Source organism: Martinezella lusitana (genome assembly GCF_016901135.1).
In the GTDB taxonomy this organism is placed as follows: Bacteria; Pseudomonadota; Alphaproteobacteria; order Rhizobiales; family Rhizobiaceae; genus Rhizobium; species Rhizobium lusitanum_D.
Window position 1 is genome coordinate 307555 of the sequence record NZ_JAFEVL010000073.1, and the last position, 24044, is coordinate 331598.

21 protein-coding genes and 3 tRNA genes are annotated in these 24044 nt (G+C 59.0%); 21 read left to right on the plus strand and 3 right to left on the minus strand.

Going from position 1 to position 24044, the window contains the following annotated elements:
* Nucleotides 1–190 precede the first annotated feature (190 nt).
* A complete protein-coding gene (locus JTP94_RS31130; protein ID WP_204854244.1) occupies nucleotides 191–460 on the plus strand; it encodes a hypothetical protein in 270 nt (89 codons plus the stop codon).
* Nucleotides 461–612: 152 nt separating this feature from the next.
* Complete coding sequence (locus tag JTP94_RS31135; protein ID WP_204854245.1) at nucleotides 613–909, plus strand: hypothetical protein; 297 nt, start codon at nucleotides 613–615, stop codon at nucleotides 907–909.
* Here the strand turns inward: JTP94_RS31135 and JTP94_RS31140 are convergent.
* From JTP94_RS31140 to rlmB, 3 genes are all read right to left on the minus strand, one after another.
* Nucleotides 906–1700, minus strand: coding sequence for a class I SAM-dependent methyltransferase (locus JTP94_RS31140; RefSeq protein ID WP_204854246.1), 795 nt, complete (start codon nucleotides 1698–1700; stop codon nucleotides 906–908). The genes JTP94_RS31135 and JTP94_RS31140 overlap by 4 nt on opposite strands.
* A 120-nt stretch (nucleotides 1701–1820) precedes the next feature.
* Complete coding sequence (locus JTP94_RS31145; RefSeq protein ID WP_204854247.1) at nucleotides 1821–2510, minus strand: protease inhibitor Inh/omp19 family protein; 690 nt, start codon at nucleotides 2508–2510, stop codon at nucleotides 1821–1823.
* A 39-nt stretch (nucleotides 2511–2549) separates the two neighbouring features.
* Nucleotides 2550–3458: a 23S rRNA (guanosine(2251)-2'-O)-methyltransferase RlmB gene (gene rlmB / locus JTP94_RS31150; RefSeq protein WP_204854248.1), complete on the minus strand. Its 909-nt coding sequence runs from the start codon at nucleotides 3456–3458 to the stop codon at nucleotides 2550–2552.
* A gap of 199 nt (nucleotides 3459–3657) precedes the next feature.
* On the opposite strand from rlmB, the gene JTP94_RS31155 reads away from it, so the two are divergent.
* From JTP94_RS31155 to rpoC, 19 genes are all read left to right on the plus strand, one after another.
* A tRNA-Tyr gene (locus JTP94_RS31155) sits at nucleotides 3658–3742 on the plus strand.
* A gap of 26 nt (nucleotides 3743–3768) precedes the next feature.
* Nucleotides 3769–3842 (plus strand) — tRNA-Gly (locus JTP94_RS31160).
* Between the two features lie 210 nt (nucleotides 3843–4052).
* On the plus strand, nucleotides 4053–4475 hold the full coding sequence (locus JTP94_RS31165; RefSeq protein WP_204854249.1) for a DUF3597 domain-containing protein: 423 nt from the start codon (nucleotides 4053–4055) through the stop codon (nucleotides 4473–4475).
* A gap of 407 nt (nucleotides 4476–4882) precedes the next feature.
* Nucleotides 4883–6058, plus strand: a complete 1176-nt coding sequence (gene tuf / locus JTP94_RS31170) for an elongation factor Tu (RefSeq protein WP_034507401.1) — start codon at nucleotides 4883–4885, stop codon at nucleotides 6056–6058.
* 69 nt (nucleotides 6059–6127) lie between these two features.
* Nucleotides 6128–6637: an AAA family ATPase gene (locus JTP94_RS31175; RefSeq protein WP_204854250.1), complete on the plus strand. Its 510-nt coding sequence runs from the start codon at nucleotides 6128–6130 to the stop codon at nucleotides 6635–6637.
* Between the two features lie 112 nt (nucleotides 6638–6749).
* Nucleotides 6750–7643, plus strand: coding sequence for an NAD(P)-dependent oxidoreductase (locus JTP94_RS31180; protein WP_204854251.1), 894 nt, complete (start codon nucleotides 6750–6752; stop codon nucleotides 7641–7643).
* A 721-nt stretch (nucleotides 7644–8364) separates the two neighbouring features.
* Nucleotides 8365–8883: a YfbU family protein gene (locus JTP94_RS31185; RefSeq protein ID WP_204854252.1), complete on the plus strand. Its 519-nt coding sequence runs from the start codon at nucleotides 8365–8367 to the stop codon at nucleotides 8881–8883.
* A gap of 52 nt (nucleotides 8884–8935) precedes the next feature.
* Nucleotides 8936–9205, plus strand: a complete 270-nt coding sequence (locus JTP94_RS31190) for a hypothetical protein (protein WP_204854253.1) — start codon at nucleotides 8936–8938, stop codon at nucleotides 9203–9205.
* Between the two features lie 577 nt (nucleotides 9206–9782).
* Entirely contained in the window at nucleotides 9783–10469 is a 687-nt protein-coding gene (locus tag JTP94_RS31195; RefSeq protein ID WP_204854254.1) for a glycosyltransferase, read from the plus strand.
* Between the two features lie 5 nt (nucleotides 10470–10474).
* Entirely contained in the window at nucleotides 10475–11350 is an 876-nt protein-coding gene (locus JTP94_RS31200) for a 3-deoxy-manno-octulosonate cytidylyltransferase (protein WP_204854255.1), read from the plus strand.
* Between the two features lie 214 nt (nucleotides 11351–11564).
* A tRNA-Trp gene (locus JTP94_RS31205) sits at nucleotides 11565–11640 on the plus strand.
* 198 nt (nucleotides 11641–11838) lie between these two features.
* Nucleotides 11839–12039, plus strand: coding sequence for a preprotein translocase subunit SecE (gene secE / locus JTP94_RS31210; protein ID WP_034513461.1), 201 nt, complete (start codon nucleotides 11839–11841; stop codon nucleotides 12037–12039).
* An 18-nt stretch (nucleotides 12040–12057) separates the two neighbouring features.
* Nucleotides 12058–12588, plus strand: coding sequence for a transcription termination/antitermination protein NusG (nusG, locus tag JTP94_RS31215; RefSeq protein ID WP_034513460.1), 531 nt, complete (start codon nucleotides 12058–12060; stop codon nucleotides 12586–12588).
* A 212-nt stretch (nucleotides 12589–12800) separates the two neighbouring features.
* Nucleotides 12801–13232 carry a 50S ribosomal protein L11 gene (gene rplK / locus JTP94_RS31220; RefSeq protein ID WP_204854256.1) on the plus strand — a complete coding sequence of 144 codons (432 nt, stop codon included), beginning with the start codon at nucleotides 12801–12803 and terminating at the stop codon, nucleotides 13230–13232.
* Between the two features lie 4 nt (nucleotides 13233–13236).
* Nucleotides 13237–13935: a 50S ribosomal protein L1 gene (rplA, locus tag JTP94_RS31225; protein ID WP_204854257.1), complete on the plus strand. Its 699-nt coding sequence runs from the start codon at nucleotides 13237–13239 to the stop codon at nucleotides 13933–13935.
* A 331-nt stretch (nucleotides 13936–14266) separates the two neighbouring features.
* Complete coding sequence (rplJ, locus tag JTP94_RS31230; protein ID WP_034513455.1) at nucleotides 14267–14785, plus strand: 50S ribosomal protein L10; 519 nt, start codon at nucleotides 14267–14269, stop codon at nucleotides 14783–14785.
* Between the two features lie 58 nt (nucleotides 14786–14843).
* Nucleotides 14844–15221 carry a 50S ribosomal protein L7/L12 gene (gene rplL / locus JTP94_RS31235; RefSeq protein ID WP_034513454.1) on the plus strand — a complete coding sequence of 126 codons (378 nt, stop codon included), beginning with the start codon at nucleotides 14844–14846 and terminating at the stop codon, nucleotides 15219–15221.
* 263 nt (nucleotides 15222–15484) lie between these two features.
* On the plus strand, nucleotides 15485–19627 hold the full coding sequence (rpoB, locus tag JTP94_RS31240; RefSeq protein WP_204854258.1) for a DNA-directed RNA polymerase subunit beta: 4143 nt from the start codon (nucleotides 15485–15487) through the stop codon (nucleotides 19625–19627).
* Nucleotides 19628–19817: 190 nt separating this feature from the next.
* The gene (gene rpoC / locus JTP94_RS31245; RefSeq protein ID WP_204854259.1) at nucleotides 19818–24029 is read left to right on the plus strand and encodes a DNA-directed RNA polymerase subunit beta'; all 4212 of its coding nucleotides are present in this window, start codon (nucleotides 19818–19820) and stop codon (nucleotides 24027–24029) included.
* Nucleotides 24030–24044 lie beyond the last annotated feature (15 nt).

Below are 24044 nucleotides of genomic sequence, written 5' to 3' on the forward strand. Positions count from 1 at the left end.
TAGTCTTCGCACTGATTTGTAATCAGAGGGTCCCGCGTTCGAGCCCTGGAGGGGGCACCAGTTTTTTAGGAATTTGGTGGCAGTGTCATCACTGGTATGGAAAACCGGCTCCAGCTGCATAATATGTGAACGTTGACGCCTTCGGGACGTTCGCAACGATCATCAACATAATATCGTTCCTTGGAAAAACATGACCATCAAGCCCAAGAAGCCTAAACTCGAACACTCCGAGCTGTCGGGTGAGTTCACCGATGACGATGTGACCGTTTTGGTCGATATCTTTCGTCCGGCCGGCAGCAATGCCGACTGGCGGATGGAGGTCATCACGCCGGAAGAGGATCTGATCGAATGGGAAGAACCTTTCGCGACCGACCGTGAAGCTTTCGACGAATTCCTGGCAACGATTGCACGCGATGGCATCAGGTCATTCTTTGACGAAGCGGATCCCGCTGTACACTGAGCCTGCCCTAGTGTTTCAGTCGGCTCCGTCGTGGCGCGCCTCTGGTTTTCCAGCCGGAGCTTCAGTAGGCAATGCCCTGAAAACGCGTACTCATTTACAATGTCTGAAATGGGCATACACTCCTCTCGTCAATGGCGGGTGAGGATAGGTTCATGCGCAAGACATCGAAGTATGTCGTCTTGGGGTTGCCACTTGTCGTGGTGACGGTAATGGCAAGCGTGTCGGCGTTAGCCGGCGAGAATTGCTACTGCAAGAATACGGATGGTAAGCAGCATGCGGTCGGCGAGGTCGCCTGCATGACCGTGGGCGGCAAGAGCTATCTCGCGCAATGCGAGATGAACCTCAATGTCACCTCGTGGTCGAAGCTGCAGGAGGGATGCCCCGTCACCGAGAGATCGCTTTGGCGGCAATCGGCTTGGCACGTGACGCCGAGAACATTGCCGCTCTAGTGGCAGCGGTAGGCGCGTTCGGAAATGGCGCCCATGCCGGAACGGGTCATGAGCTCGTAGAGAAGACGCCGGCTGAAAGGATTGTGCACGCGCACGGCGTCCGAGCCCAGAAAATGCGTTTCCGTCAATTCGAAGGCTCCGAGGTGCGGCGCCTGTTCTATCGCCGCCCGATAGAAATCGTGAAATTCCCGCCGGCAGACATAGGTCTTGTATTTGGTCATGCAGAAGGCGGAGAAGATCTCGTCATTCTCGCGGAGGAAATCGGCGACCCCGACTGTCACTTCCGGCCAGGCGGGATTGAAGGTGTCGTCGAAGATAATGACGCCGTGATCGGCGAGGGTGTCCTTCGCCAGGCCGCTATCGCTGACCAAATTGGACAGGCTGTGCCCACCGTCGACACTGAAGAAGCGCACCGCGCCGACTTTGTCCACGATTTCGCCTGGGGACACGTCCGTGCTGTCGCCGACAACGAGCAGCGCCTCGTCCACGGGCAGGCCGAGCCGGTCTCCGTTTTCGAGGAAAAGGCGATACTGCTCGGAGATGCCCTCAGACATCTCCCCGATATCGAAGAGGTCGATACCGAGCACGCTGGCGTCAGGCCCGGCGATCTTCTTCAGCAGAAAATAGGAGCGGCCGAAATAGATGCCTATTTCCGCGATGCCGCCATCAAGATTGTTCTGGTTTTGCCATTCCAGGAGTGAAAGATAAACAAGGGCATCGGGCGGATCGATATATCCCTCCACGCTGCGTAGATCGTGGAAAATGAACTTGCGGATATTCGGTAGTACCATGCGCGCCGCACCAACCTTGCGTTATGTGACAATCGTTTCCAGCCTTTGAGCTGGTTCCATAACACATAGTCACATTTCCGGTAGGTCAACCCATGGCGCGTTTTCAGGCCCTCAGCCGCCCTATTTGCGCACCAGCAAAAGCGGCTCGCCTTCCTCTTCGTCGGACTTCTGGAAACTGCCGTCCGGCTTCATATCGAAGGAAAGCGAGGAGCCGTCATTGCCGAGCATCACCAGGCCGAAGCCTTCGGTTGCCCAGAGCGAAAGCTTGAGATCGCCGACTTCGCTTGCGCAGTCTCCGCTCGGTGACATCTTGGCAGTGCCGTCCGGATCCTTGTCGGTGGTCAGCGTGATGTCGCAGACGGGTTTGCCGTCCGGCCGCTGGATGCGCCACGCTCCAGCAAGGCTTGCGACGGTCGGTACGTGATCGACGTCGTCGAGCGCCGGCAACAGCCAAGTGGGATCGCCCGCGTCGCTCTCCCACGGGGAGCCTTCTTCCTGCTGAAACTTGATGAGCGTCTTCGCTGCGGCATCGACGATGGTGAGTGAACCATCGTCGGCGAAATTCCAGGCGCTTGCCTTGGAGAGAGCGGGCAGGGCCGCCGCACAGGCTTCCGCCCCGCTTATGGCATAGCCGCCGGAGATTGCGCTCGTCTCGAAGGTCAGGCGGCAGCCTTTGGCGCCGTTTTCGGGCGCAACCAGCCATGCACCGGCTTGAGCCTTGACGAGTTCCTCGTCAGCTGCGCGTGCCGGTTGACCGATTGCGAGAACAAGGGCGGCGGAGAGCGCCGTAAGGCCAAGAATGCGGATCAAAGCAAATTCCCCCAACTTGCCGCGCCAGCCGCGGTGCCGTTAGATTTTCAGATAGGACCGCGCCGCATAGAGCGCGATCGCAGCTGCGTTCGAGACATTGAGCGATTTGATCGCGCCCGGCATGTCGAGCCGCGCCAGCGCGTTCACCGTTTCCCGTGTTTTCTGGCGCAGCCCCTTGCCTTCGGAGCCGAGCACCAGGGCGATCTTGTCGCCGCTGAAGGTGCCCTCGAGCGGCGCGGGTCCTTCCGAATCAAGCCCGATGGTGGTGAATCCGAGGCGATGCAGCTCGCTGAGCGCATCGGCGAGATTGGTGATCTGTATATAAGGTATGAGTTCGAGCGCGCCCGAGGCCGATTTTGCCAGCACGCCCGATTCGGTCGGGCTGTGGCGCTGCGTGGTGATGACAGCGCCCGCATCGAAGGCCACGGCCGAGCGCATGATCGCTCCGACATTGTGCGGGTCGGTCACCTGGTCGAGAACCAGCAGCAGCGGGCTGTCCTTCAGCGCCTCGAGGCGGCGCACGGGCAGGGGACGCGTTTCCAGCATCGCGCCCTGGTGGATTGCTTCAGGGCCCAGCACCTTGTCGATATCCTGCGGCGAGACGATCTCGACGGGAATGCCAAGCGCGTCGGCCGGGCCGATCTCGAGCCGCACCAGCGCATTCTGCGTCGTCGACAGCTTGATGTTCTTGCGCTCGGGATTGCCGAGAGCGGCGCGAACCGTATGCAGGCCGTAAAGAAGGACCTGATCGGGCGCGAGCGCCGGAGGCTTCCAATCATCCGCGCCCGGCCGCTTTCGCTTCTGCGGCTGTGGCGTCGGGATTTCGCCGCGCTCGCGCTTGGCATCGCGATGTGCACGACGCAAGGTGGCGTAATGCGTGTCCTTGGCCGACTTGTCGTCGGCGGTGTTGTCGGGGCCGGAGGGGCCGGATGTTTTGTCTTTGCTCATGCGGCTTTATAACCAGCGCCTTCCCGGGCGCATAGCCCTCTTTCAGCGCCGTGCTTTTCTCACAGGCTGAAATTTTTTCGTCATTTTTGGCAATTCCTTATGTTGACAGACGGAAGTCGTCCGGTCATATACGCGGCGCAGATCACGGCGGCGACGCCAAGGTCGAGCAAACTTGGTCGCAAGATCCAGTCGGAATACTGGAGGGATGCCCGAGTGGTTAAAGGGGACGGACTGTAAATCCGTTGGCTCAGCCTACGTTGGTTCAAATCCAACTCCCTCCACCATTCCGGACCGGATCTTGACCACCCGCGCGGGTATAGCTCAATGGTAGAGCAGCAGCCTTCCAAGCTGAATACGCGGGTTCGATTCCCGCTACCCGCTCCAGTCTTTTCAATTTGTTAGATTATTCGCCACAGCGTTCGCCGCTGGACGATTTAGCGCACCTTCGCTGGCCGCAGCTCTTTAGCGGCAGTGGCACATCCGCGTACCGTACCAATGCTCCTGACACCCGTCTTTGCATAGTTGTCATGAAGGGTTGCTTATATCAGCACGAGCGTTAGATATTGCTCAGGCAACCGAAACGGGAGAGCGCAAATGGGTATTTTCGACAAGATCAAGGGTGCAATCTGGGGAGAGGCAAAGGCTGCTCCGGCACCGACGCAGACCACAGCGGCTACCGCCAACCCGGCCCCTGCGCCGACGCCGGCCCCTTCATCGACCACGGCAGCAACATCGCCCGCGACCAGCGCGCCGGCTGCTCCGGTCGATATCGCCACGATCCTCGATGCGGCCGTCAAGAAGAGCGGCCAGAAGCTCGACTGGAAACATTCGATCGTCGATCTGATGAAGGCGCTCGGCATGGATGCGAGCCTTTCGGAACGCAAGGAGCTGGCGCAGGAACTGGGTTATACCGGTGATGCCGGCGATTCCGCCAAGATGAACATATTTCTCCACAAGGCGCTTCTGAAGAAGCTCGCGGACAACGGCGGCAAGGTGCCGGCCGAGCTTCTCGACTGACAAGCGCCGGGCTTCGGTCTTGACGGCACCGGACATCGATCGTTGTAGACGACGATTTGTCGTTGCCTAATTGCTCTGCGCCCTTTCCCACTGGGAGAGGGCGCTTTGCATTGATGACTACCATTACCCCGATGGATGCTTCCATTCCTGCATCCGGCACTGGAATTCATTCCGGGGCGTCCCTATCTAAGCCACTGAACCGGCAAACGCTTTTATGTCTTTCCGGATCGGCCGGCGAACCTTGGGCGGCGAATGAATATCGAGGGCTGCGGATCCCGCGCCATCGACCAGGCTTCGCCCGGAATAGGCCCTGCAATTAAGTCTTGCGCAAACGCGACGAAAGCCTTAAACGGCGGCACTAAACCGGTTCGCCGGGGTCACTCATTACGTTCATAGGAAGCATTCAAATGGCAAAGAGTAAGTTTGAGCGCAATAAGCCGCACGTTAACATTGGTACGATTGGGCACGTTGACCACGGCAAGACGTCTCTGACGGCAGCGATCACGAAGTACTTCGGCGAGTACAAGGCGTATGACCAGATCGACGCTGCTCCGGAAGAAAAGGCACGTGGCATCACGATCTCGACGGCGCACGTCGAATACGAGACGCCGGCCCGTCACTATGCGCACGTCGACTGCCCTGGCCACGCCGACTATGTGAAGAACATGATCACCGGTGCCGCACAGATGGACGGCGCGATCCTGGTTTGCTCGGCCGCCGACGGCCCGATGCCGCAGACGCGCGAGCACATCCTGCTTGCTCGCCAGGTTGGCGTTCCGGCGATCGTTGTGTTCCTGAACAAGGTCGACCAGGTTGACGACGCCGAGCTTCTGGAGCTGGTCGAGCTCGAAGTTCGCGAATTGCTGTCGTCCTACGACTTCCCGGGCGACGACATTCCGGTCGTCAAGGGTTCGGCACTTGCTGCTCTTGAAGACAGCGACAAGAAGATCGGCGAAGACGCGATCCGCGAGCTGATGGCAGCTGTTGACGCCTACATCCCGACGCCTGAGCGTCCGATCGACCAGCCGTTCCTGATGCCGATCGAAGACGTGTTCTCGATCTCTGGCCGTGGTACGGTTGTGACGGGCCGCGTCGAGCGCGGGATCGTCAAGGTTGGTGAAGAAGTCGAGATCGTCGGCATTCGTCCGACGTCGAAGACGACGGTGACCGGCGTTGAAATGTTCCGCAAGCTGCTCGATCAGGGCCAGGCCGGCGACAACATCGGCGCGCTGATCCGCGGTGTGAACCGTGACGGCGTCGAGCGTGGCCAGATCCTGTGCAAGCCGGGTTCTGTCAAGCCGCACAAGAAGTTCATGGCCGAAGCCTACATCCTGACGAAGGAAGAGGGCGGCCGTCATACGCCGTTCTTCACGAACTACCGTCCGCAGTTCTACTTCCGCACGACGGATGTGACCGGCATCGTGACGCTTCCGGAAGGCACGGAAATGGTCATGCCGGGCGACAACGTCACGGTTGCTGTTGAGCTGATCGTGCCGATCGCGATGGAAGAAAAGCTGCGCTTCGCTATCCGCGAAGGCGGCCGTACCGTCGGCGCAGGCATCGTCGCCTCCATCGTCGAGTAATCCTCGGATTATTCCTTTATAAGAAGGCCCCGCTGGAAACAGCGGGGCCTTTTTCATTGGGGAAGTGCCATGGGATTGATCATTCTGACGGGCGCGTCGGGCTCGGGCAAGACGACGATCGCGCAGGCGATAGCGAGGGATCATGCGTCTGAGGTGGCCGTCCATCATTTTGACAGCATCGGCGTCCCCGCGCTTGACGTCATGATCCGGGATCGTGGCTCGCCGGAGGCCTGGCAGCGTGCCAAGACCATGGAGTGGCTGGCGCGTCTTGCCCCGCATGTCCGGAAGGGCGAGGCGGTGCTGCTCGAGGGGCAGATGCGAATGTCCTTCGTCGTCGAAGCCATAACCGCGGCAAAGATCAATGAATACAAACTGCTATTGGTCGATTGCGACGATGCGGCGAGAACGCGTCGGCTGACGATGGAGCGCGGCCAACCCGAGCTCGCCAATGCGGATATGATGAGCTGGGCAACCTATCTGCGCGGTGAAGCCTTGACGCAAGGCTGCGAGATTCTCGATACCAGCCGCCTTTCGATCGAGCAGAGTGCCGTGCGGGTTTTGCAGCGTCTGCATAGTTAATGCGGATTGTCACCATCTGGTGACGAGTTGCGCTTATTCACCGCCGCACGTCACCTTGCGAAACGGCCGAAAGGGTCTATCTATCGCTCGATTTTATTCGGAGGAGATTTCCATGAGGAAACGCATTCTGTTTACCGGCGGCAGCGGCAAGGCCGGACGCCACACCGTGCCCTGGCTGGTCGAGGCCGGCTACGATGTCCACAACATCGATCTCGTGCCGTTGAACAGCCCTGGCGTCACCAATCTGCAGGCCGATGTCACCGATGCGGGACAAGTCTATAACATCCTGACCATGCATCGGGATTTCCCTGATCTCGATCAGGGCAGGGGCGTGCAGCCCTTCGATGCCGTCGTGCATTTCGCAGCCGTCCCGCGCATCCTGTTGAAGCCCGACAACGAGACGTTCCGCATCAACACGATGAGCACCTACAATGTCATCGAGGCGGCGGCGAAGCTCGGCGTGAAGAAGATCATCGTTGCGTCAAGCGAAACGACCTATGGCGTCTGCTTCGCTGAAGGCCATCGTGATTTCCACCAGTTCCCGCTGGAGGAGGACTATGACGTCAACCCGATGGATTCCTATGGCCTGTCCAAGGTTCTGAACGAAAAGACCGCGCGCGCCTTCGCCGAGCGCTTCGGCATCGACATCTATGCGCTGCGCATCGGCAATGTCATCGAGCCCCATGAATATGAGCGCTTCCCGGAATATTTCGCCGACAGCGGGATCCGCAAGCGCATCGCCTGGAGCTATATCGACGCCCGCGACCTCGGCCAGATCGTTCACCTCTGCATCGAGAAGAGCGGCCTGGGCTTCCAGGTGTTCAACGCCGCCAACGACACGGTTTCGGCCAACACGCCCTCGCGCGAACTCGCCGCCAACCACTATCCGAACGTGCCTTTCACGCGTGAGATCGGCGAATATGAGGGCTTGCTTTCCAACCGCAAGATCCGCGAAGTCCTCGGTTTCAAGGAAGAGCACGACTGGCGGAAATATGTGAAAGTCTGAGGCGTGCCCGCACTTCCATGCGGGCCAGGGCACGCTGCACAGGTGAGATTTCATTGTCCCGGGGTGGCACGTTGATCAGCAGGCGGTTGATGTCGCCCTTGGTCACCGTCTCGAGATGCTCGCAGATAGCGTCGATATGCCAGCCGTGCGTGCACGTACGGTATCGAAGGTTCGATGACGTGCCATGCTTCCCGAACGAAGCCGGATAGTGACTTGCACCGCGCCTTGATACGTTTGGCATCAAAGGCGACACGCTGCCTTTCGCGGTCGGCCTGCTCTAGCCGCTCGCGCTCCGCCCGTTTTCTGTTTCGGGTGCCCAGTAGGGCCAGGTATTCACGCTTCTACTGAAGGCTCATCCTCGCTAGCGCCAACGACAATTGCGGCGATGCGAGCATCAATCTCTTCCTCTGTCATGTTGGCGTATTCGATTGGGCCGTTGTTCCGCCCGGTGTGCTGATGGGCGGCAAGCTTCGGATGGACATATGGGGCAGCTGCCTTTGCCATATCGTCACGTCGCGCGGCGTCGGCCTTGGGGTTCCTCATAACCTTGAGCATGTACTCAAGAGGGAAGTTGTCCCGGACTTGGAGATTTCGCGCGCACGGCGCGCTGTGGCCCGATTAGGGGTGCCTTTGGCGCGGCCTCCAGTCTTTTTCCCAATCGCCATCTACTTTTCTTCTATTTTAGATTACCGTACAACTTGCGCAACGTGGAGGAAAGCGCATGAGACTATCACAGGGCGAAAAACTCATTTTGATGGCTCTTGCGGCCGCGAAAGACGGCAAGGACGAGCTGGATCTGGATTTCATTCGTCGGGCCATCTACAGCGGCAACACATGGGCGCTAACCTGGGAATTCTCAGGTATACCAGCTGAAGATACCGAGCCCGGGATCGCGGACGAGACTGCAGAGATAATGAGCATGTGGTCTTACATTGAGCGTAGCGTCGGCGAACTCCCGGTTGCGGAGCGGGAGCAATTGGAAAAAGATGCCTATCCCCACTCGCTAAGCTTCTCCGGTTTTGATGGTAATCACGACCCCCATTACTCGGTAGCATCGTTCCTTGTTAAGGACATGGGCCGATTCGAGGAATTCAAAGAGCGCTCTTTGAATTCTCACACTCAAAGCAGTCTACCAACGTACAGAAGGATGCTTTCGGCCTACAAAGCCGAGCTCCGAAACCTCGGATTCACCTCGCGATCACTACCTGCTGACAAGATACTAGGGATTGTTAAGCCGTAAGTTCATGCCGGACGTTTTTCAAGACTGGCATGGGTTAACCTTGGAGTATGTGATGACAGACACTGATCGACTTAACGATCCATTCTACGACCGCATTCACCACTTCCTCGACCAGTTCGATCCCGGCACCCCGGAGTACGGGATAGCCTTGATGGTTGCAGATCAAGGCATTCAGTCCCTGAAGGGCAACCAGATCTACATCTGGGAAAAGCGGATCGTTCCGGTTATCAGCAGACCGATGAATGACGAGGAGCGCCTAGAGGCCGCCCTCCATGACGATCGCGAGGCAGAGGCGCGTGATATGCAGCAGCTCCAGGAGTAGCCGCATGGGAAAAAAGAAGAAGTCGAAAGTAAAAGTGAAGCCGAAGCGGAACCCCGCAGCCTTCTCGCTCCCCGGTAGCTCGGGCGCTCTCGCCTCGATAGACATGAGGCAATTCAAATTCGCCCCGAAACCATACGAAGGCGGTGCGCCCGGCCTTCGATCCCAGAACAAGAAATAACCGGCTGACCCACCTGGCGCTGTTATGATGAGGCTGGCGAGCCCGGAACGGCGGTACGGCATCTTCTGCCACGAATGAGGCCATGATCTTGGCGCCGGATGTGCTCATGCTATCCGGCAGCGGCGTCGACCCAGGTACGGCGCCTCTCCATTTGTTACGCAGCATAACCAAAAATGCTTCCGCAAACACTCGACAAATAGCCCCGTTTATTTAAGTAGGGTTGCGTATGCTGGGTATCTCCTTGAGATTGCAGCGCGTGGTACGGTGTAATCGCGCCCCTGTTTCAGACGAACATCCCCCTGGCCCTGGTGCTTTGAGGATGGAACCGGGGCGGTTTGCGTCGCTACGAAAAATGGTTTGCCGGCTGGCTCTCAAGGGGTCAGCCGTTTCGGAGGTGTCATGAAGGATAGTGTTGCACGTATTTTTGTTGGGTTCGATTCCAAGGAGGTCGTGGCCTATCACGTCCTCGCCCAGAGCATCATCGAGCGGTCCTCGATCCCGGTGGTGTTCTCGCCGATCGTGCTCAACAATCTGAGCGGCATTTTCACGCGTGAGCGCAATGCGTTGCAGTCGACCGAGTTTTCCTTCTCGCGCTTCCTCGTGCCCTACCTCAGCGACTATGAGGGCTGGAGCATCTTCATGGATTGCGACATGCTGGCCCGCACCGATATCGCCGAGCTCTGGGCGCTGCGCGACGACCGCTATGCGGCCATGTGCGTCAAGCACGATTACCAGCCGAAGGTCGAAACCAAGTTCCTCGGCCAGACGCAGACCAAGTACGAGAAGAAGAACTGGTCGAGCATGATCCTGTTCAACAATGCCAAGTGCAAGGCATTGACGAAGGACTTCGTCAACACCGCCACCGGCCTTGAGCTCCATCAGTTCAAGTGGCTGGAGAGCGACGACCAGATCGGCGAGGTGCCGGTGACCTGGAACTATCTCGTCAATGAATACGACCGCCGGGAAGACGCCAAGCTTGTGCATTTCACCGACGGCGGCCCGTATTTTGACGAGTATCGCAACGACGATTACGCCGACGAGTGGTTCGCCATGCGCGACCGCATGCTGCACGTCCAGCAGAAGTGAACGGGTTGGGGCAGAAGACGACAGGGGCCGCGGATGCCGGCCTCCCGGCTGCGGGCTCCGCGGCTGGCCTGAACAGCGCCGACGAGTGGCGCGCCTTGCTGGCGGCTTATTCTCATATCGTGCTGGTCGCCAACAGCGACGCAGTCGACATGGGTAGCTTGCAGACACAGTTTCCGCCGACAGCGCTCTTCGTCTTCTTCAACAAGGTCTACAAGGTTCTAGACCGTCCTTTCCCCGGGCACTCGCTGCTGATCTCGCGCGGTCAGCCGCGCGGGGCCAATATCGTCTATCGGGGCGAGGTGGGCGAGGTCGTCAAATTCTTTCCGACGGAATATTTCCTTGGTATCATGAACATCCGCCTTGGCCCGGAGGAGAAGCTCAATCCGGCAGCGGATTTTCAGGGTGCGCCCACCGGCCATCTCGATCTGGTCGGTTTCTGCTCCGATTTCTATACGGAAGGCAAGACGCCGACGAGCGGCTTTGCTATGGCGCTCTGGCTCAGCGATCTGAAGCTGCCCGGAGCCATCGTTCTTGCCGGCTTTTCGGCGAGACGCAGCCAGAAGTGGAGGGTGGTCTCCGCCCATGACTGGACGTTCGAGCAGACCTTCCTGCGCCTCTTCGCGCGTCTCGGGAAGATCACTATTCACGGCGGCGTTTCCCTTAATCCCTATATCAGGCTCGCCGAACGTTTTTCCGAAATACCATCGGCCGAGATTTCGCTGGCCGCGGCGGAAGTGCTGTCCGAGCGACTGGGCAACGCGGATGCCGAAGTGGACAAGCTGATTTCGCTGACCAATGTGATTCGTTCGACGGATAATTTCCTGCGCCGCCTCAGGCCGAAATTTCTGAAGCGGAAGCCGAAGGGTTCGCCTTCGGAGTAGCGGCGCAGTGGGAGGCGCCTCTTCGGCGCCTTCCGCAATGGTTCTGCGCGGCTGCGTTATTGACCGCGCGGGGCTGCATGCCGCGAAGCTGCGGGCTCGATTGGGAAAAAGCGAAAAACGCTCTTGCCAATCGTTTCGTCCCGTCTTAAAGGGAGCGCCATGTCTTCGAACTGCTCAGGCGGTCCACCGCTTGATGCAAATACTCGAAGAATGAAGGGGTATAGCTCAGTTGGTAGAGCGGCGGTCTCCAAAACCGCAGGTCGTAGGTTCGAGCCCTGCTGCCCCTGCCACTTTCCTTTGATTTGATTGGCGCGGTTATTACGCTGCTTTTCAAGTTGAGGGAGCATGCCGCTTTGACGGCAAATTTTCGAAAACACTGGATTGCCTCTTGTTAAATTGGGAATCGGTGTTTATGTAGGGTTCAACAGACACGCGGTGCGTGGGGCTGATATGTTCAGCTTTACGCGCCGTAATTGCGTGGGCAGTCAATGGCATCCAAAACGAATCCACTAGCGTTTCTGCAGCAAGTTCGCTCCGAGACGTCGAAAATCACTTGGCCATCACGCCGTGAGACGATGATCTCGACGGTGATGGTGCTTGTCATGGTTGTTTTCGCCTCGTTGTTTTTCTTTGCTGCCGACCAGCTCATTGGCTGGATACTCAGCTATGTGCTGAATACCGGCAACTGATATCGGGTGGAGATGAACATGGCGGCACGTTGGTACATCGTCCACGCTTATTCTAATTTTGAAAAGAAAGTGGCTGAATCCATTGAGGAGAAGGCTAGGCAGAAGGGTCTCGGGCATTTGTTCGAGCGGATTCTGGTACCAACTGAAAAGGTCGTTGAAGTGCGTCGCGGTCGCAAGGTCGATAGCGAGCGTAAGTTTTTCCCGGGTTATGTGCTGGTTCGCGCCAACCTGACGGATGAAGCTTACCACCTGATCAAGAATACGCCGAAGGTCACTGGCTTCCTAGGCTCCGACAATAAACCCGTTCCGATTCCGGATTATGAAGCTGAGCGTATTCTCGGTCAGGTTCAGGAAGGTGTCGAGCGGCCGAAGGCTTCGGTGTCCTTCGAGATCGGCGAGCAGGTCCGCGTTTCCGATGGTCCGTTCGCCTCGTTCAATGGCACGGTTCAGGATGTGGACGAAGAGCGTTCGCGCCTGAAGGTGGAAGTCTCGATCTTCGGCCGCGCTACGCCGGTCGAGCTGGAATACAGTCAGGTCGAGAAGGTCTGATCGTTTCCGTCCGGAAAGGTCAGTTTGATTGCTGATCTTTCCAATGAGTTTGGATATAAGTAAATGCTTACTTATATCTCGCGGCGCAGCCGCAATCCGCGTGGAAGGGTGGGGCCTTAGCCAGGTCTTTAATCCGCACCACGCAACCGCAGCCGCCGGAGTGATCCGGCATCGTGGGCCGGGCGACCGGTCATTCAGAAAGGCAGAGAGAAATGGCTAAGAAAGTTGCAGGCCAGCTCAAGCTGCAGGTTAAGGCCGGCTCGGCGAATCCGTCGCCGCCGATCGGACCTGCGCTTGGTCAGCGTGGCGTTAACATCATGGAATTCTGCAAGGCGTTCAATGCCGCCACGCAGGAATTGGAAAAGGGTATGCCGATCCCGGTCGTCATCACCTACTACCAGGACAAGTCCTTCACCTTCATCATGAAGCAGCCGCCTGTCAGCTACTTCCTGAAGAAGGAAGCAAAGATCCAGTCCGGCTCGAAGACCCCAGGTAAGGGCGCCAAGGCTGGCACTCTGACCAAGGCTCAGGTGAAGTCTATCGCCGAAGCCAAGATGAAGGATCTGAATGCCGCCGATATCGAAGGCGCAATGGCCATGATCGAGGGCTCCGCCCGCGCCATGGGCCTGGAAGTGGTGGGTTGAGACCATGGTAGCAAAGCGTATTCAAAAGACTCGTGAAGGCGTTGATCCGACCAAGCTTTATGCTCTGGATCTGGCCATCAACATGGTCAAGGAACGTGCCGTCGCCAAGTTCGACGAAACCGTCGAAATCGCGATGAACCTCGGCGTTGACCCGCGTCACGCCGACCAGATGGTTCGCGGCGTCGTCAACCTGCCGAACGGCACAGGCCGTACGGTTCGTGTTGCCGTCTTCGCTCGCGGCGTCAAGGCTGATGAAGCCAAGGCTGCAGGCGCTGACATCGTCGGCGCGGAAGACCTGGTCGAAATCGTTCAGGGCGGCAAGATCGACTTCGATCGTTGCATCGCGACCCCGGATATGATGCCGCTCGTCGGTCGTCTCGGTAAGGTTCTCGGCCCGCGCGGCATGATGCCGAACCCGAAGGTCGGAACCGTCACGATGGACGTCAAATCTGCCGTCGAAGCTTCCAAGGGTGGCGCTGTCGAGTTCCGCGTCGAGAAGGCTGGTATTATCCATGCCGGTATCGGCAAGGCTTCGTTCGACGCCAAGGCTCTGGAAGAAAACATCCGCGCCTTCGCCGACGCCGTCATCAAGGCAAAGCCGGCTGGCGCCAAGGGCAACTACCTGAAGCGCGTAGCGATCTCCTCGACCATGGGTCCTGGTGTCAAGATCGAACTCGCAACGGTTACGGCGACGAACGCCTGATGTTTTAGCCGGGCATATTGCCCGGCTTTCTAAGAATTCCCAGCCTTTCGAGGCTGGGATTTCCGGAGAAATCCGGAATTCCTGTCCGAGATTGCAGGTGGTTATCCCTTAATCACTTAAGCCTGCATGAGACGGGTAAGACCCGAATTTTGAAGAAGTTTCTGCTTCGATGAACTCGGTTCGAGCCTTGGATGCCTTGTGCCTTGGAGCCGTCAGGCTCGAGCGCGAGGGGACAGGATCCTCAAGCGTCGCTTGGGATCTACTTGATCCCAGGAGGCAAAAGGCAACCCGGCAGGTCCGTTAACCCGGTCCTGTCAACTGGAGAAAAGCAGTGGAAAGAGCGGAAAAACGCGAATTCGTCACGGAACTGAACGAAGTCTTCAAGGCTTCGGGCTCAGTTGTCGTGGCCCACTATGCTGGTGCTACAGTCGCTCAGATGAACGATTTTCGTTCGAAGATGCGCGCTGCTGGCGGCACTATCAAAGTCGCGAAGAACCGCCTGGCCAAAATTGCTCTTCAGGGCACGGACGCGGAAGGGATTTCCGATCTCTTCACCGGTCAGACGCTGATCGCATACAGCACTGATCCGATTACCGCTCCGAAGGTCGTCGTGGATTTCGCCAAGGGCAACGACAAGATCGTTGTCTTGGGCGGCGCCATGGGAACAACAACACTCAACCCCGAAGGTGTGAAGTCGCTCGCGACCCTGCCTTCGCTGGACGAGCTGCGCGCGAAGCTGCTGGGCATGATCCAGACTCCGGCTACCCGCATCGCAGGTGTTGTTGCAGCGCCGGCAAGTCAGCTTGCTCGCGTGTTCTCGGCCTACGCCAAGAAGGACGAAGCCGCGTAAGGCGGTTTTTCGCTGTTCATAATCAACCAGTTCGAACCGAACAAAAGGAACTACAAAAATGGCTGATCTCGCAAAGATCGTAGACGACCTCTCCTCGCTGACCGTTCTCGAAGCCGCAGAACTGTCCAAGCTTCTCGAAGAAAAGTGGGGCGTTTCCGCCGCTGCTCCGGTAGCTGTTGCTGCCGCTGGCGGTGCTGCTGCTGCTGCTGTCGTTGAAGAAGAAAAGACCGAGTTCGACGCCATCCTCACGGATGTCGGCGCAAACAAGATCAACGTCATCAAGGAAGTCCGCGCTATCACCGGCCTCGGCCTCAAGGAAGCTAAGGACCTCGTCGAAGCTGCTCCGAAGGCTGTCAAGGAAGCTGTTTCCAAGGCTGAAGCCGCTGACATCAAGAAGAAGCTCGAAGACGCCGGCGCAAAGGTCGACGTTAAGTAAGCTTGAAACTGCTTTGGGAGGTGGCTTTTTGCCGTCTCCCATTTGCCGTTTTTCTGAACGAATTACCCAAAAGCCGCAGGCAAACCGGCTTTTGGGTAATGGGTTCTTCAAGAGGATGGTCTCAAATCGAACCGCGACGCAATCCGTGCCGAGCGGTTTTCGATTAGTTAGACGAGATTGAACTACTCATTGATTGATGGGATCGCCTGGCCAGCGGTTCCCATCCGTTGCAGGCCCGGGTGCAGGATTTTAAAGGAGCGACGATGGCTCAGACCCTTTCGTTCAATGGGCGCAGGCGCGTACGCAAGTTTTTTGGTAAGATTCCCGAAGTCGCAGAGATGCCGAACCTCATCGAGGTTCAGAAGGCGTCCTACGATCAGTTTCTGATGGTCGAAGAGCCGAAGGGCGGCCGCCCGGATGAAGGTCTTCAGGCCGTTTTCAGGTCGGTTTTCCCGATCACCGATTTCTCCGGCGCTTCGATGCTGGAGTTCGTATCCTATGAATTCGAACCGCCGAAGTTCGACGTCGACGAGTGCCGCCAGCGCGACCTGACCTATGCCGCGCCGCTGAAGGTCACTCTCCGTCTGATCGTGTTCGATATCGATGAGGATACGGGCGCGAAGTCCATCAAGGACATCAAGGAACAGAGCGTCTACATGGGCGACATGCCGCTCATGACGAACAACGGTACCTTCATCGTCAACGGTACCGAGCGCGTGATCGTTTCGCAGATGCACCGTTCGCCGGGCGTCTTCTTCGATCACGACAAGGGCAAGAGCCATTCTTCCGGCAAGCTGCTCTTTGCCGCCCGCGTCATCCCGTATCGCGGTTCCTGGCTCGACATCGAATTCGACGCCAAGGACATCGTCTACGCCCGTATCGACCGCCGCCGCAAGATTCCGGTGACGTCGCTGCTGATGGCGCTCGGCATGGATGGCGAAGAAATCCTGTCGACCTTCTACACGAAGTCGCTCTACGAACGCTCCGGCGATGGCTGGCGCATTCCCTTCAACGCGGAAACGCTGAAGGGTGCCAAGACCGTTACCGACATGATCGACGCCGACACCGGCGAAGTCGTGGTCGAAGGCGGCAAGAAGCTGACCCCGCGTCTGCTGCGTCAGCTGCAGGACAAGGGCCTCAAGGCCCTGAAGGCGACGGACGAAGAGCTTTACGGCCTGTTCCTGGCGGAAGATATCGTCAACCTTCGGACCGGTGAGATCTATCTCGAAGCCGGCGACGAAATCGACGAGAAGACCCTGCCGGTCATCCTGAAGGCTGGTTTCGAGGAAATCCCGGTTCTGGGCATCGACCATATCAATGTCGGCGCCTACATCCGCAACACGCTGTCTGCCGACAAGAACGAGAACCGTCAGGACGCTCTGTTCGACATCTATCGCGTCATGCGCCCGGGTGAACCGCCGACCATGGAGTCGGCCGAAGCCATGTTTAACTCGCTGTTCTTCGATTCGGAGCGTTACGACCTCTCCGCCGTCGGCCGCGTCAAGATGAACATGCGCCTCGACCTCGAAGTTGCCGACACCGTTCGCGTCCTGCGCAAGGATGACATCCTGGCCGTGGTCAAGATGCTGGTCGAACTGCGCGACGGCAAGGGCGAAATCGACGACATCGACAACCTCGGCAACCGCCGCGTCCGTTCGGTCGGCGAGCTGATGGAGAACCAGTACCGTCTCGGCCTACTGCGCATGGAGCGCGCGATCAAGGAACGTATGTCCTCGATCGAAATCGACACGGTCATGCCGCAGGATCTGATCAACGCGAAGCCGGCTGCTGCCGCCGTTCGCGAATTCTTCGGTTCCTCGCAGCTGTCGCAGTTCATGGACCAGGTGAACCCGCTTTCGGAAATCACCCACAAGCGCCGTCTTTCGGCTCTTGGCCCGGGCGGTCTGACCCGCGAGCGCGCCGGCTTCGAAGTCCGCGACGTTCATCCGACGCACTACGGTCGTATTTGCCCGATCGAAACGCCGGAAGGTCCGAACATCGGTCTTATCAACTCGCTAGCGACCTTCGCCCGCGTCAACAAGTACGGCTTCATCGAAAGCCCTTATCGCCGTATCATCGACGGTAAGGTGACCAACGACGTGCTCTACCTCTCCGCCATGGAAGAGGCGAAGTACTATGTTGCCCAGGCGAATGCCGAGCTGGATGCGACCGGTGCCTTCACGGAAGAGTTCGTGGTTTGCCGTCATGCCGGCGAAGTCATGCTCGCCCCGCGCGACAACATCAACCTGATGGACGTCTCGCCGAAGCAGCTGGTTTCGGTCGCAGCCGCGCTGATCCCGTTCCTGGAAAACGACGACGCCAACCGTGCTCTCATGGGCTCGAACATGCAGCGTCAGGCCGTGCCGCTCTTGCGCGCCGAAGCTCCGTTCGTCGGCACCGGCATGGAGCCGGTCGTCGCGCGTGACTCGGGTGCGGCCATCGGCGCCCGCCGCGGCGGCGTGGTCGACCAGGTCGACGCGACGCGTATCGTTATCCGCGCTACGGAAGACCTCGATCCGTCGAAGTCCGGCGTTGATATCTATCGCCTGATGAAGTTCCAGCGTTCGAACCAGAACACCTGCGTCAACCAGCGCCCGCTGGTCACCGTCGGTGACGTGGTCAACAAGGGCGACATCCTGGCGGACGGTCCCTCGACCGACCTCGGCGATCTGGCGCTCGGCCGTAACGTGCTCGTCGCGTTCATGCCGTGGAACGGCTACAACTACGAAGACTCGATCCTGCTCTCCGAGCGTATCGTTGCCGACGACGTGTTTACCTCCATCCACATCGAGGAATTCGAAGTGATGGCGCGCGACACCAAGCTCGGTCCGGAAGAAATCACCCGCGACATTCCGAACGTTTCGGAAGAAGCGCTGAAGAACCTGGACGAAGCCGGTATCGTTTACATCGGCGCCGAAGTTCAGCCGGGCGATATCCTCGTCGGCAAGATCACGCCGAAGGGCGAAAGCCCGATGACGCCGGAAGAAAAGCTTCTGCGCGCCATCTTCGGTGAAAAGGCGTCCGACGTTCGCGACACCTCCATGCGCATGCCGCCCGGCACCTACGGTACGGTCGTCGAAGTTCGCGTCTTCAACCGCCACGGCGTTGAGAAGGACGAACGCGCCATGGCGATCGAGCGCGAAGAGATCGAGCGTCTCGCGAAGGACCGTGACGACGAGCAGGCGATTCTTGACCGCAACGTCTACGGCCGCCTGGTCGAAATGCTGCGTGGCCAGGTTGCGCTTGCCGGTCCGAAGGGCTTCAAGAAGGGCACGGAACTGTCGAACGCTGTCGTTTCGGAGTATCCGCGCTCGCAGTGGTGGATGTTCGCCGTCGAGGACGAGAAGGTCCAGGGCGAACTCGAAGCCCTGCGTGGCCAGTACGACGAATCCAAGTCGCGCCTCGAACAGCGCTTCATGGACAAGGTCGAGAAGGTCCAGCGCGGCGATGAAATGCCTCCGGGCGTCATGAAGATGGTCAAGGTCTTCGTCGCTGTGAAGCGCAAGATCCAGCCGGGCGACAAGATGGCCGGCCGTCACGGCAACAAGGGTGTCGTATCGCGTATCGTGCCTGTCGAAGACATGCCGTTCCTCGAAGACGGCACGCATGTCGACATCGTGCTGAACCCGCTCGGCGTTCCCTCGCGCATGAACGTCGGTCAGATCCTCGAGACGCACCTCGGCTGGGCTTGCGCCGGCATGGGTCGTCAGATCGGCGAGCTGATCGAAGCCTACAAGGCGAGCGGCAACATCGAACCTCTACGCAAGACGATCGACATGGTCGTCGGCGACGGTCCGAAGAGCGACGACGTTCACGAGTATGACGATGCATCGGTACTGCGTCTGGCCGAGCAGTGGAAGCGTGGCGTGTCCATCGCGACCCCGGTCTTCGACGGCGCCGGCGAAGCCGATGTCAACGAGATGCTGGTCATGGCAGGTCTCAAGCAGACCGGTCAGTCGACGCTGTACGACGGTCGTACCGGCGAGCAGTTCGACCGTCAGGTCACGGTTGGCTACATCTACATGCTGAAGCTGAACCACCTTGTCGACGACAAGATCCACGCCCGTTCGATCGGTCCGTACTCGCTCGTCACCCAGCAGCCGCTGGGCGGTAAGGCGCAGTTCGGCGGTCAGCGCTTCGGCGAAATGGAAGTCTGGGCGCTCGAAGCTTACGGTGCAGCCTACACGCTGCAGGAAATGCTCACGGTCAAGTCGGACGACGTGGCCGGCCGCACCAAGGTCTACGAAGCCATCGTTCGTGGCGACGATACCTTCGAGGCGGGCATTCCGGAAAGCTTCAACGTTCTCGTCAAGGAAATGCGTTCGCTGGGTCTCAGCGTCGAGTTGGAAAATTCCAAGATCGACGATCTGCAGACGGCGAACCAGCTTCCGGACGCAGCCGAGTAACAGTCGATAGGGTGCGCGCTGTCTGTCAGCGCGCACCGTTCCAGCCGACGCCCCATTTCGGGTAGCGCCAGGCAGGGACGGTTTCGCCGCATTTTGCGGTTATTGTCGTTTTAACGCGTCAGTCCGGTTCCCGGGAATTTGCCGGCACTGATTGCAGTTCGAGGGCGCTTCGCCCCAAAAGGAGACAGGCATGAACCAAGAGGTCATGAATCTTTTCAATCCGCAGGTGCCTGCACAGAATTTCGATTCCATCCGGATTTCGATCGCATCGCCGGAGAAGATTCTTTCCTGGTCTTATGGCGAGATCAAGAAGCCGGAAACGATCAACTATCGTACGTTCAAGCCGGAACGCGATGGTCTTTTCTGCGCACGAATCTTCGGGCCGATCAAGGATTACGAGTGCCTGTGCGGCAAGTACAAGCGCATGAAGTACAAGGGCATCATCTGCGAAAAGTGCGGCGTCGAAGTCACGCTGTCGCGCGTTCGCCGTGAGCGCATGGGCCATATCGAGCTCGCCGCTCCCGTTGCCCATATCTGGTTCCTGAAGTCGCTGCCGAGCCGTATTTCCACGCTGCTCGACATGACGCTGAAGGATGTCGAGCGCGTCCTCTACTTCGAAAACTACATCGTCACCGAGCCGGGCCTCACCGCCCTGAAGGAGCATCAGCTTCTCTCGGAAGAAGAGTACATGCTCGCCATCGACGAATATGGCGAAGACCAGTTCACCGCCATGATCGGCGCTGAAGCGATCTACGAGATGCTGGCCAGCATGAACCTCGAAAAGATCGCGGGCGACCTGCGCGCCGAGCTTGCCGACACCACGTCGGATCTCAAGCAGAAGAAACTGATGAAGCGCCTGAAGATCGTCGAGAACTTCATGGAGTCGGGCAATCGTCCGGAATGGATGATCATGAAGGTCGTTCCGGTCATCCCGCCGGACCTGCGCCCGCTGGTTCCGCTGGATGGCGGCCGTTTCGCGACCTCGGATCTGAACGATCTGTATCGCCGCGTCATCAACCGTAACAACCGTCTGAAGCGCCTCATCGAACTGCGCGCTCCGGGCATCATCATCCGCAACGAAAAGCGCATGCTGCAGGAATCTGTCGATGCGCTGTTCGACAACGGCCGCCGCGGCCGCGTCATCACCGGCGCCAACAAGCGTCCGCTGAAGTCGCTGTCCGACATGCTCAAGGGCAAGCAGGGCCGCTTCCGTCAGAACCTGCTCGGCAAGCGCGTCGACTATTCCGGCCGTTCGGTCATCGTGACCGGTCCGGAATTGAAGCTGCACCAGTGCGGCCTGCCGAAGAAGATGGCGCTCGAGCTGTTCAAGCCGTTCATCTATGCCCGCCTTGATGCGAAGGGTTATTCCTCGACCGTCAAGCAGGCCAAGAAGCTGGTCGAAAAGGAAAAGCCGGAAGTTTGGGATATCCTCGACGAGGTCATCCGCGAACATCCGGTGCTGCTGAACCGTGCGCCGACGCTGCACCGCCTGGGCATCCAGGCCTTCGAACCCATGCTGGTCGAAGGCAAGGCTATCCAGCTGCACCCGCTCGTCTGCACGGCCTTCAACGCCGACTTCGACGGCGACCAGATGGCCGTTCACGTGCCGCTGTCGCTGGAAGCCCAGCTTGAAGCCCGCGTGCTGATGATGTCGACCAACAACATCCTGCATCCGGCAAACGGCGCGCCGATCATCGTTCCCTCGCAGGACATGGTTCTCGGCCTGTACTACCTGTCGATCCTGAACCAGAACGAGCCGGGCGAAGGCATGGCCTTCTCCGACCTCGGCGAGCTGCATCATGCTCTCGAAAACAAGGTTGTGACGCTGCATTCGAAGATCCGCGGCCGCTTCAAGTCGATCGACGAAGAGGGCAAGGCCTATTCGAAGATCTACGAAACGACGCCTGGCCGCCTGCTCATCGGCGAACTGCTGCCGAAGCATGGCAAGGTGACCTTCGACATCTGCAACCAGGAAATGACCAAGAAGAACATCTCCAAGATGATCGACACGGTCTACCGCCATTGCGGCCAGAAGGACACGGTCATTTTCTGCGACCGCATCATGCAGCTCGGTTTCTCCCATGCCTGCCGCGCCGGCATTTCGTTCGGCAAGGACGACATGGTCATTCCGGATACCAAGGTTAAGATCGTTGGCGACACCGAAGCCCTGGTGAAGGAATACGAGCAGCAGTACAATGACGGCCTGATCACTCAGGGCGAAAAGTACAACAAGGTTGTCGACGCCTGGGGCAAGGCCACGGAAAAGGTCGCCGAAGAAATGATGGCCCGCATTAAGGCCGTCGAATTCGATCCGGCGACCGGTCGTCAGAAGCCGATGAACTCGATCTACATGATGAGCCACTCGGGCGCCCGCGGTTCTCCGAACCAGATGCGCCAGTTGGGCGGCATGCGCGGCCTCATGGCCAAGCCGTCGGGCGAAATCATCGAGACGCCGATCATCTCGAACTTCAAGGAAGGCCTGACCGTGAACGAGTACTTCAACTCGACGCACGGTGCCCGTAAGGGTCTTGCTGACACCGCCCTGAAGACCGCGAACTCGGGTTACCTGACCCGCCGTCTCGTCGACGTCGCTCAGGACTGCATTGTCACCCACGTCGATTGCGGTACCGACAAGGGCCTCACCATGACTGCCATCGTCGATGCCGGTCAGGTCGTCGCTTCGATCGGCGCCCGCATCCTCGGCCGTACGGCGCTCGACGATATCGATCATCCGGTCACGGGTGAGCGCATCGTCGATGCCGGCAGGATGATCCTCGAGCCGGATGTCATCGAGATCGAGAAGGCTGGTATCCAGTCGATCCGCATCCGTTCGGCGCTGACCTGCGAAATCCAGACGGGCGTCTGCTCGGTCTGCTACGGCCGCGACCTGGCTCGCGGCACGCCTGTCAACCTTGGTGAAGCTGTCGGTGTCATCGCCGCGCAGTCGATTGGTGAACCGGGCACGCAGCTGACCATGCGTACCTTCCACTTGGGCGGCACGGCCACCGTGGTCGACCAGTCGTTCCTGGAAGCCTCCTACGAGGGCACGGTTCAGATCAAGAACCGCAACATGCTGCGCAACTCCGATGGCAATCTTGTTGCCATGGGCCGCAACATGACGGTCCAGATCCTGGACGAGCGTGGTGTCGAGCGTTCCTCGCAGCGCGTCGCTTACGGCTCGAAGCTCCATGTCGACGACGGCGACAAGGTGAAGCGCGGCCAGCGTCTGGCGGAGTGGGATCCCTATACCCGCCCGATGATGACGGAAGTGGCCGGTACGGTTCACTTCGAAGACGTCATCGACGGTCTTTCGGTTCTCGAAGCGACCGACGAGTCCACAGGCATCACCAAGCGTCAGGTCTTCGACTGGCGTTCGACGCCGCGTGGCTCGGATCTGAAGCCGGCGATCATCATCAAGGACGCCAGCGGCAATGTTGCTAAGCTGTCGCGCGGCGGTGACGCTCGCTTCCTGCTCTCGGTCGACGCGATCCTGTCCGTCGAGCCGGGCCAGAAGGTGTCGCAGGGTGACGTTCTCGCCCGTTCGCCGCTGGAAAGCGCCAAGACCAAGGACATCACGGGTGGTCTGCCGCGCGTTGCCGAACTGTTCGAGGCTCGTCGTCCGAAGGACCATGCCATCATCGCAGAGATCGATGGTACGATCCGCCTCGGCCGCGATTACAAGAACAAGCGCCGCGTCATCATCGAGCCGGCGGAAGACGGTGTCGAGCCGGTCGAGTACCTGATCCCGAAGGGCAAGCCCTTCCATCTTCAGGATGGCGACTATATCGAAAAGGGTGATTACATCCTCGACGGTAACCCGGCTCCGCACGACATCCTGGCGATCAAGGGCGTGGAGGCTCTGGCTTCCTACCTGGTCAACGAAATCCAGGAAGTCTACCGCTTGCAGGGCGTTGTCATCAACGACAAGCACATCGAAGTGATTGTCCGTCAGATGCTGCAGAAGGTGGAAATCACCGATGCGGGCGACAGCCAGTACATCGTCGGCGACAACGTCGATCGTATCGAGCTGGAGGACGCCAACGACCGCCTGATCGAGGTAGGCAAGAAGCCCGCTTACGGCGATCCGGTTCTGCTCGGCATCACCAAGGCGTCGCTGCAAACGCCGTCCTTCATCTCGGCCGCCTCCTTCCAGGAAACGACGAAGGTGCTGACGGAAGCTGCGATCGCCGGCAAGACCGATGGCCTGCAGGGTCTGAAGGAAAACGTCATTGTCGGCCGTCTCATCCCGGCCGGTACCGGCGGCACCATGACCCAGATCCGCCGCATCGCCACGGCTCGCGACGAGCTCATTCTGGAAGAGCGTCGCAAGGGCACGGACGCTGGCGTTGCCACGCCCATGCTTCAGGACATGGCTGGCGAGAAGGCTCCCGCCGCCGAATAAGGGGCAGCAAGCCTG

Coding starts and splice junctions, on each gene's coding strand:
- JTP94_RS31130 (WP_204854244.1), top strand. CDS start 191: ATGACCATCAAGCCCAAGAAGCCTAAACTCGAACACTCCGAGCTGTCG.
- JTP94_RS31135 (WP_204854245.1), top strand. CDS start 613: ATGCGCAAGACATCGAAGTATGTCGTCTTGGGGTTGCCACTTGTCGTG.
- JTP94_RS31140 (WP_204854246.1), bottom strand. CDS start 1,700: ATGGTACTACCGAATATCCGCAAGTTCATTTTCCACGATCTACGCAGC.
- rlmB (WP_204854248.1), bottom strand. CDS start 3,458: ATGAGCAAAGACAAAACATCCGGCCCCTCCGGCCCCGACAACACCGCC.
- JTP94_RS31165 (WP_204854249.1), top strand. CDS start 4,053: ATGGGTATTTTCGACAAGATCAAGGGTGCAATCTGGGGAGAGGCAAAG.
- tuf (WP_034507401.1), top strand. CDS start 4,883: ATGGCAAAGAGTAAGTTTGAGCGCAATAAGCCGCACGTTAACATTGGT.
- JTP94_RS31175 (WP_204854250.1), top strand. CDS start 6,128: ATGGGATTGATCATTCTGACGGGCGCGTCGGGCTCGGGCAAGACGACG.
- JTP94_RS31180 (WP_204854251.1), top strand. CDS start 6,750: ATGAGGAAACGCATTCTGTTTACCGGCGGCAGCGGCAAGGCCGGACGC.
- JTP94_RS31185 (WP_204854252.1), top strand. CDS start 8,365: ATGAGACTATCACAGGGCGAAAAACTCATTTTGATGGCTCTTGCGGCC.
- JTP94_RS31190 (WP_204854253.1), top strand. CDS start 8,936: ATGACAGACACTGATCGACTTAACGATCCATTCTACGACCGCATTCAC.
- JTP94_RS31195 (WP_204854254.1), top strand. CDS start 9,783: ATGAAGGATAGTGTTGCACGTATTTTTGTTGGGTTCGATTCCAAGGAG.
- secE (WP_034513461.1), top strand. CDS start 11,839: ATGGCATCCAAAACGAATCCACTAGCGTTTCTGCAGCAAGTTCGCTCC.
- nusG (WP_034513460.1), top strand. CDS start 12,058: ATGGCGGCACGTTGGTACATCGTCCACGCTTATTCTAATTTTGAAAAG.
- rplK (WP_204854256.1), top strand. CDS start 12,801: ATGGCTAAGAAAGTTGCAGGCCAGCTCAAGCTGCAGGTTAAGGCCGGC.
- rplA (WP_204854257.1), top strand. CDS start 13,237: ATGGTAGCAAAGCGTATTCAAAAGACTCGTGAAGGCGTTGATCCGACC.
- rplL (WP_034513454.1), top strand. CDS start 14,844: ATGGCTGATCTCGCAAAGATCGTAGACGACCTCTCCTCGCTGACCGTT.
- rpoB (WP_204854258.1), top strand. CDS start 15,485: ATGGCTCAGACCCTTTCGTTCAATGGGCGCAGGCGCGTACGCAAGTTT.
- rpoC (WP_204854259.1), top strand. CDS start 19,818: ATGAACCAAGAGGTCATGAATCTTTTCAATCCGCAGGTGCCTGCACAG.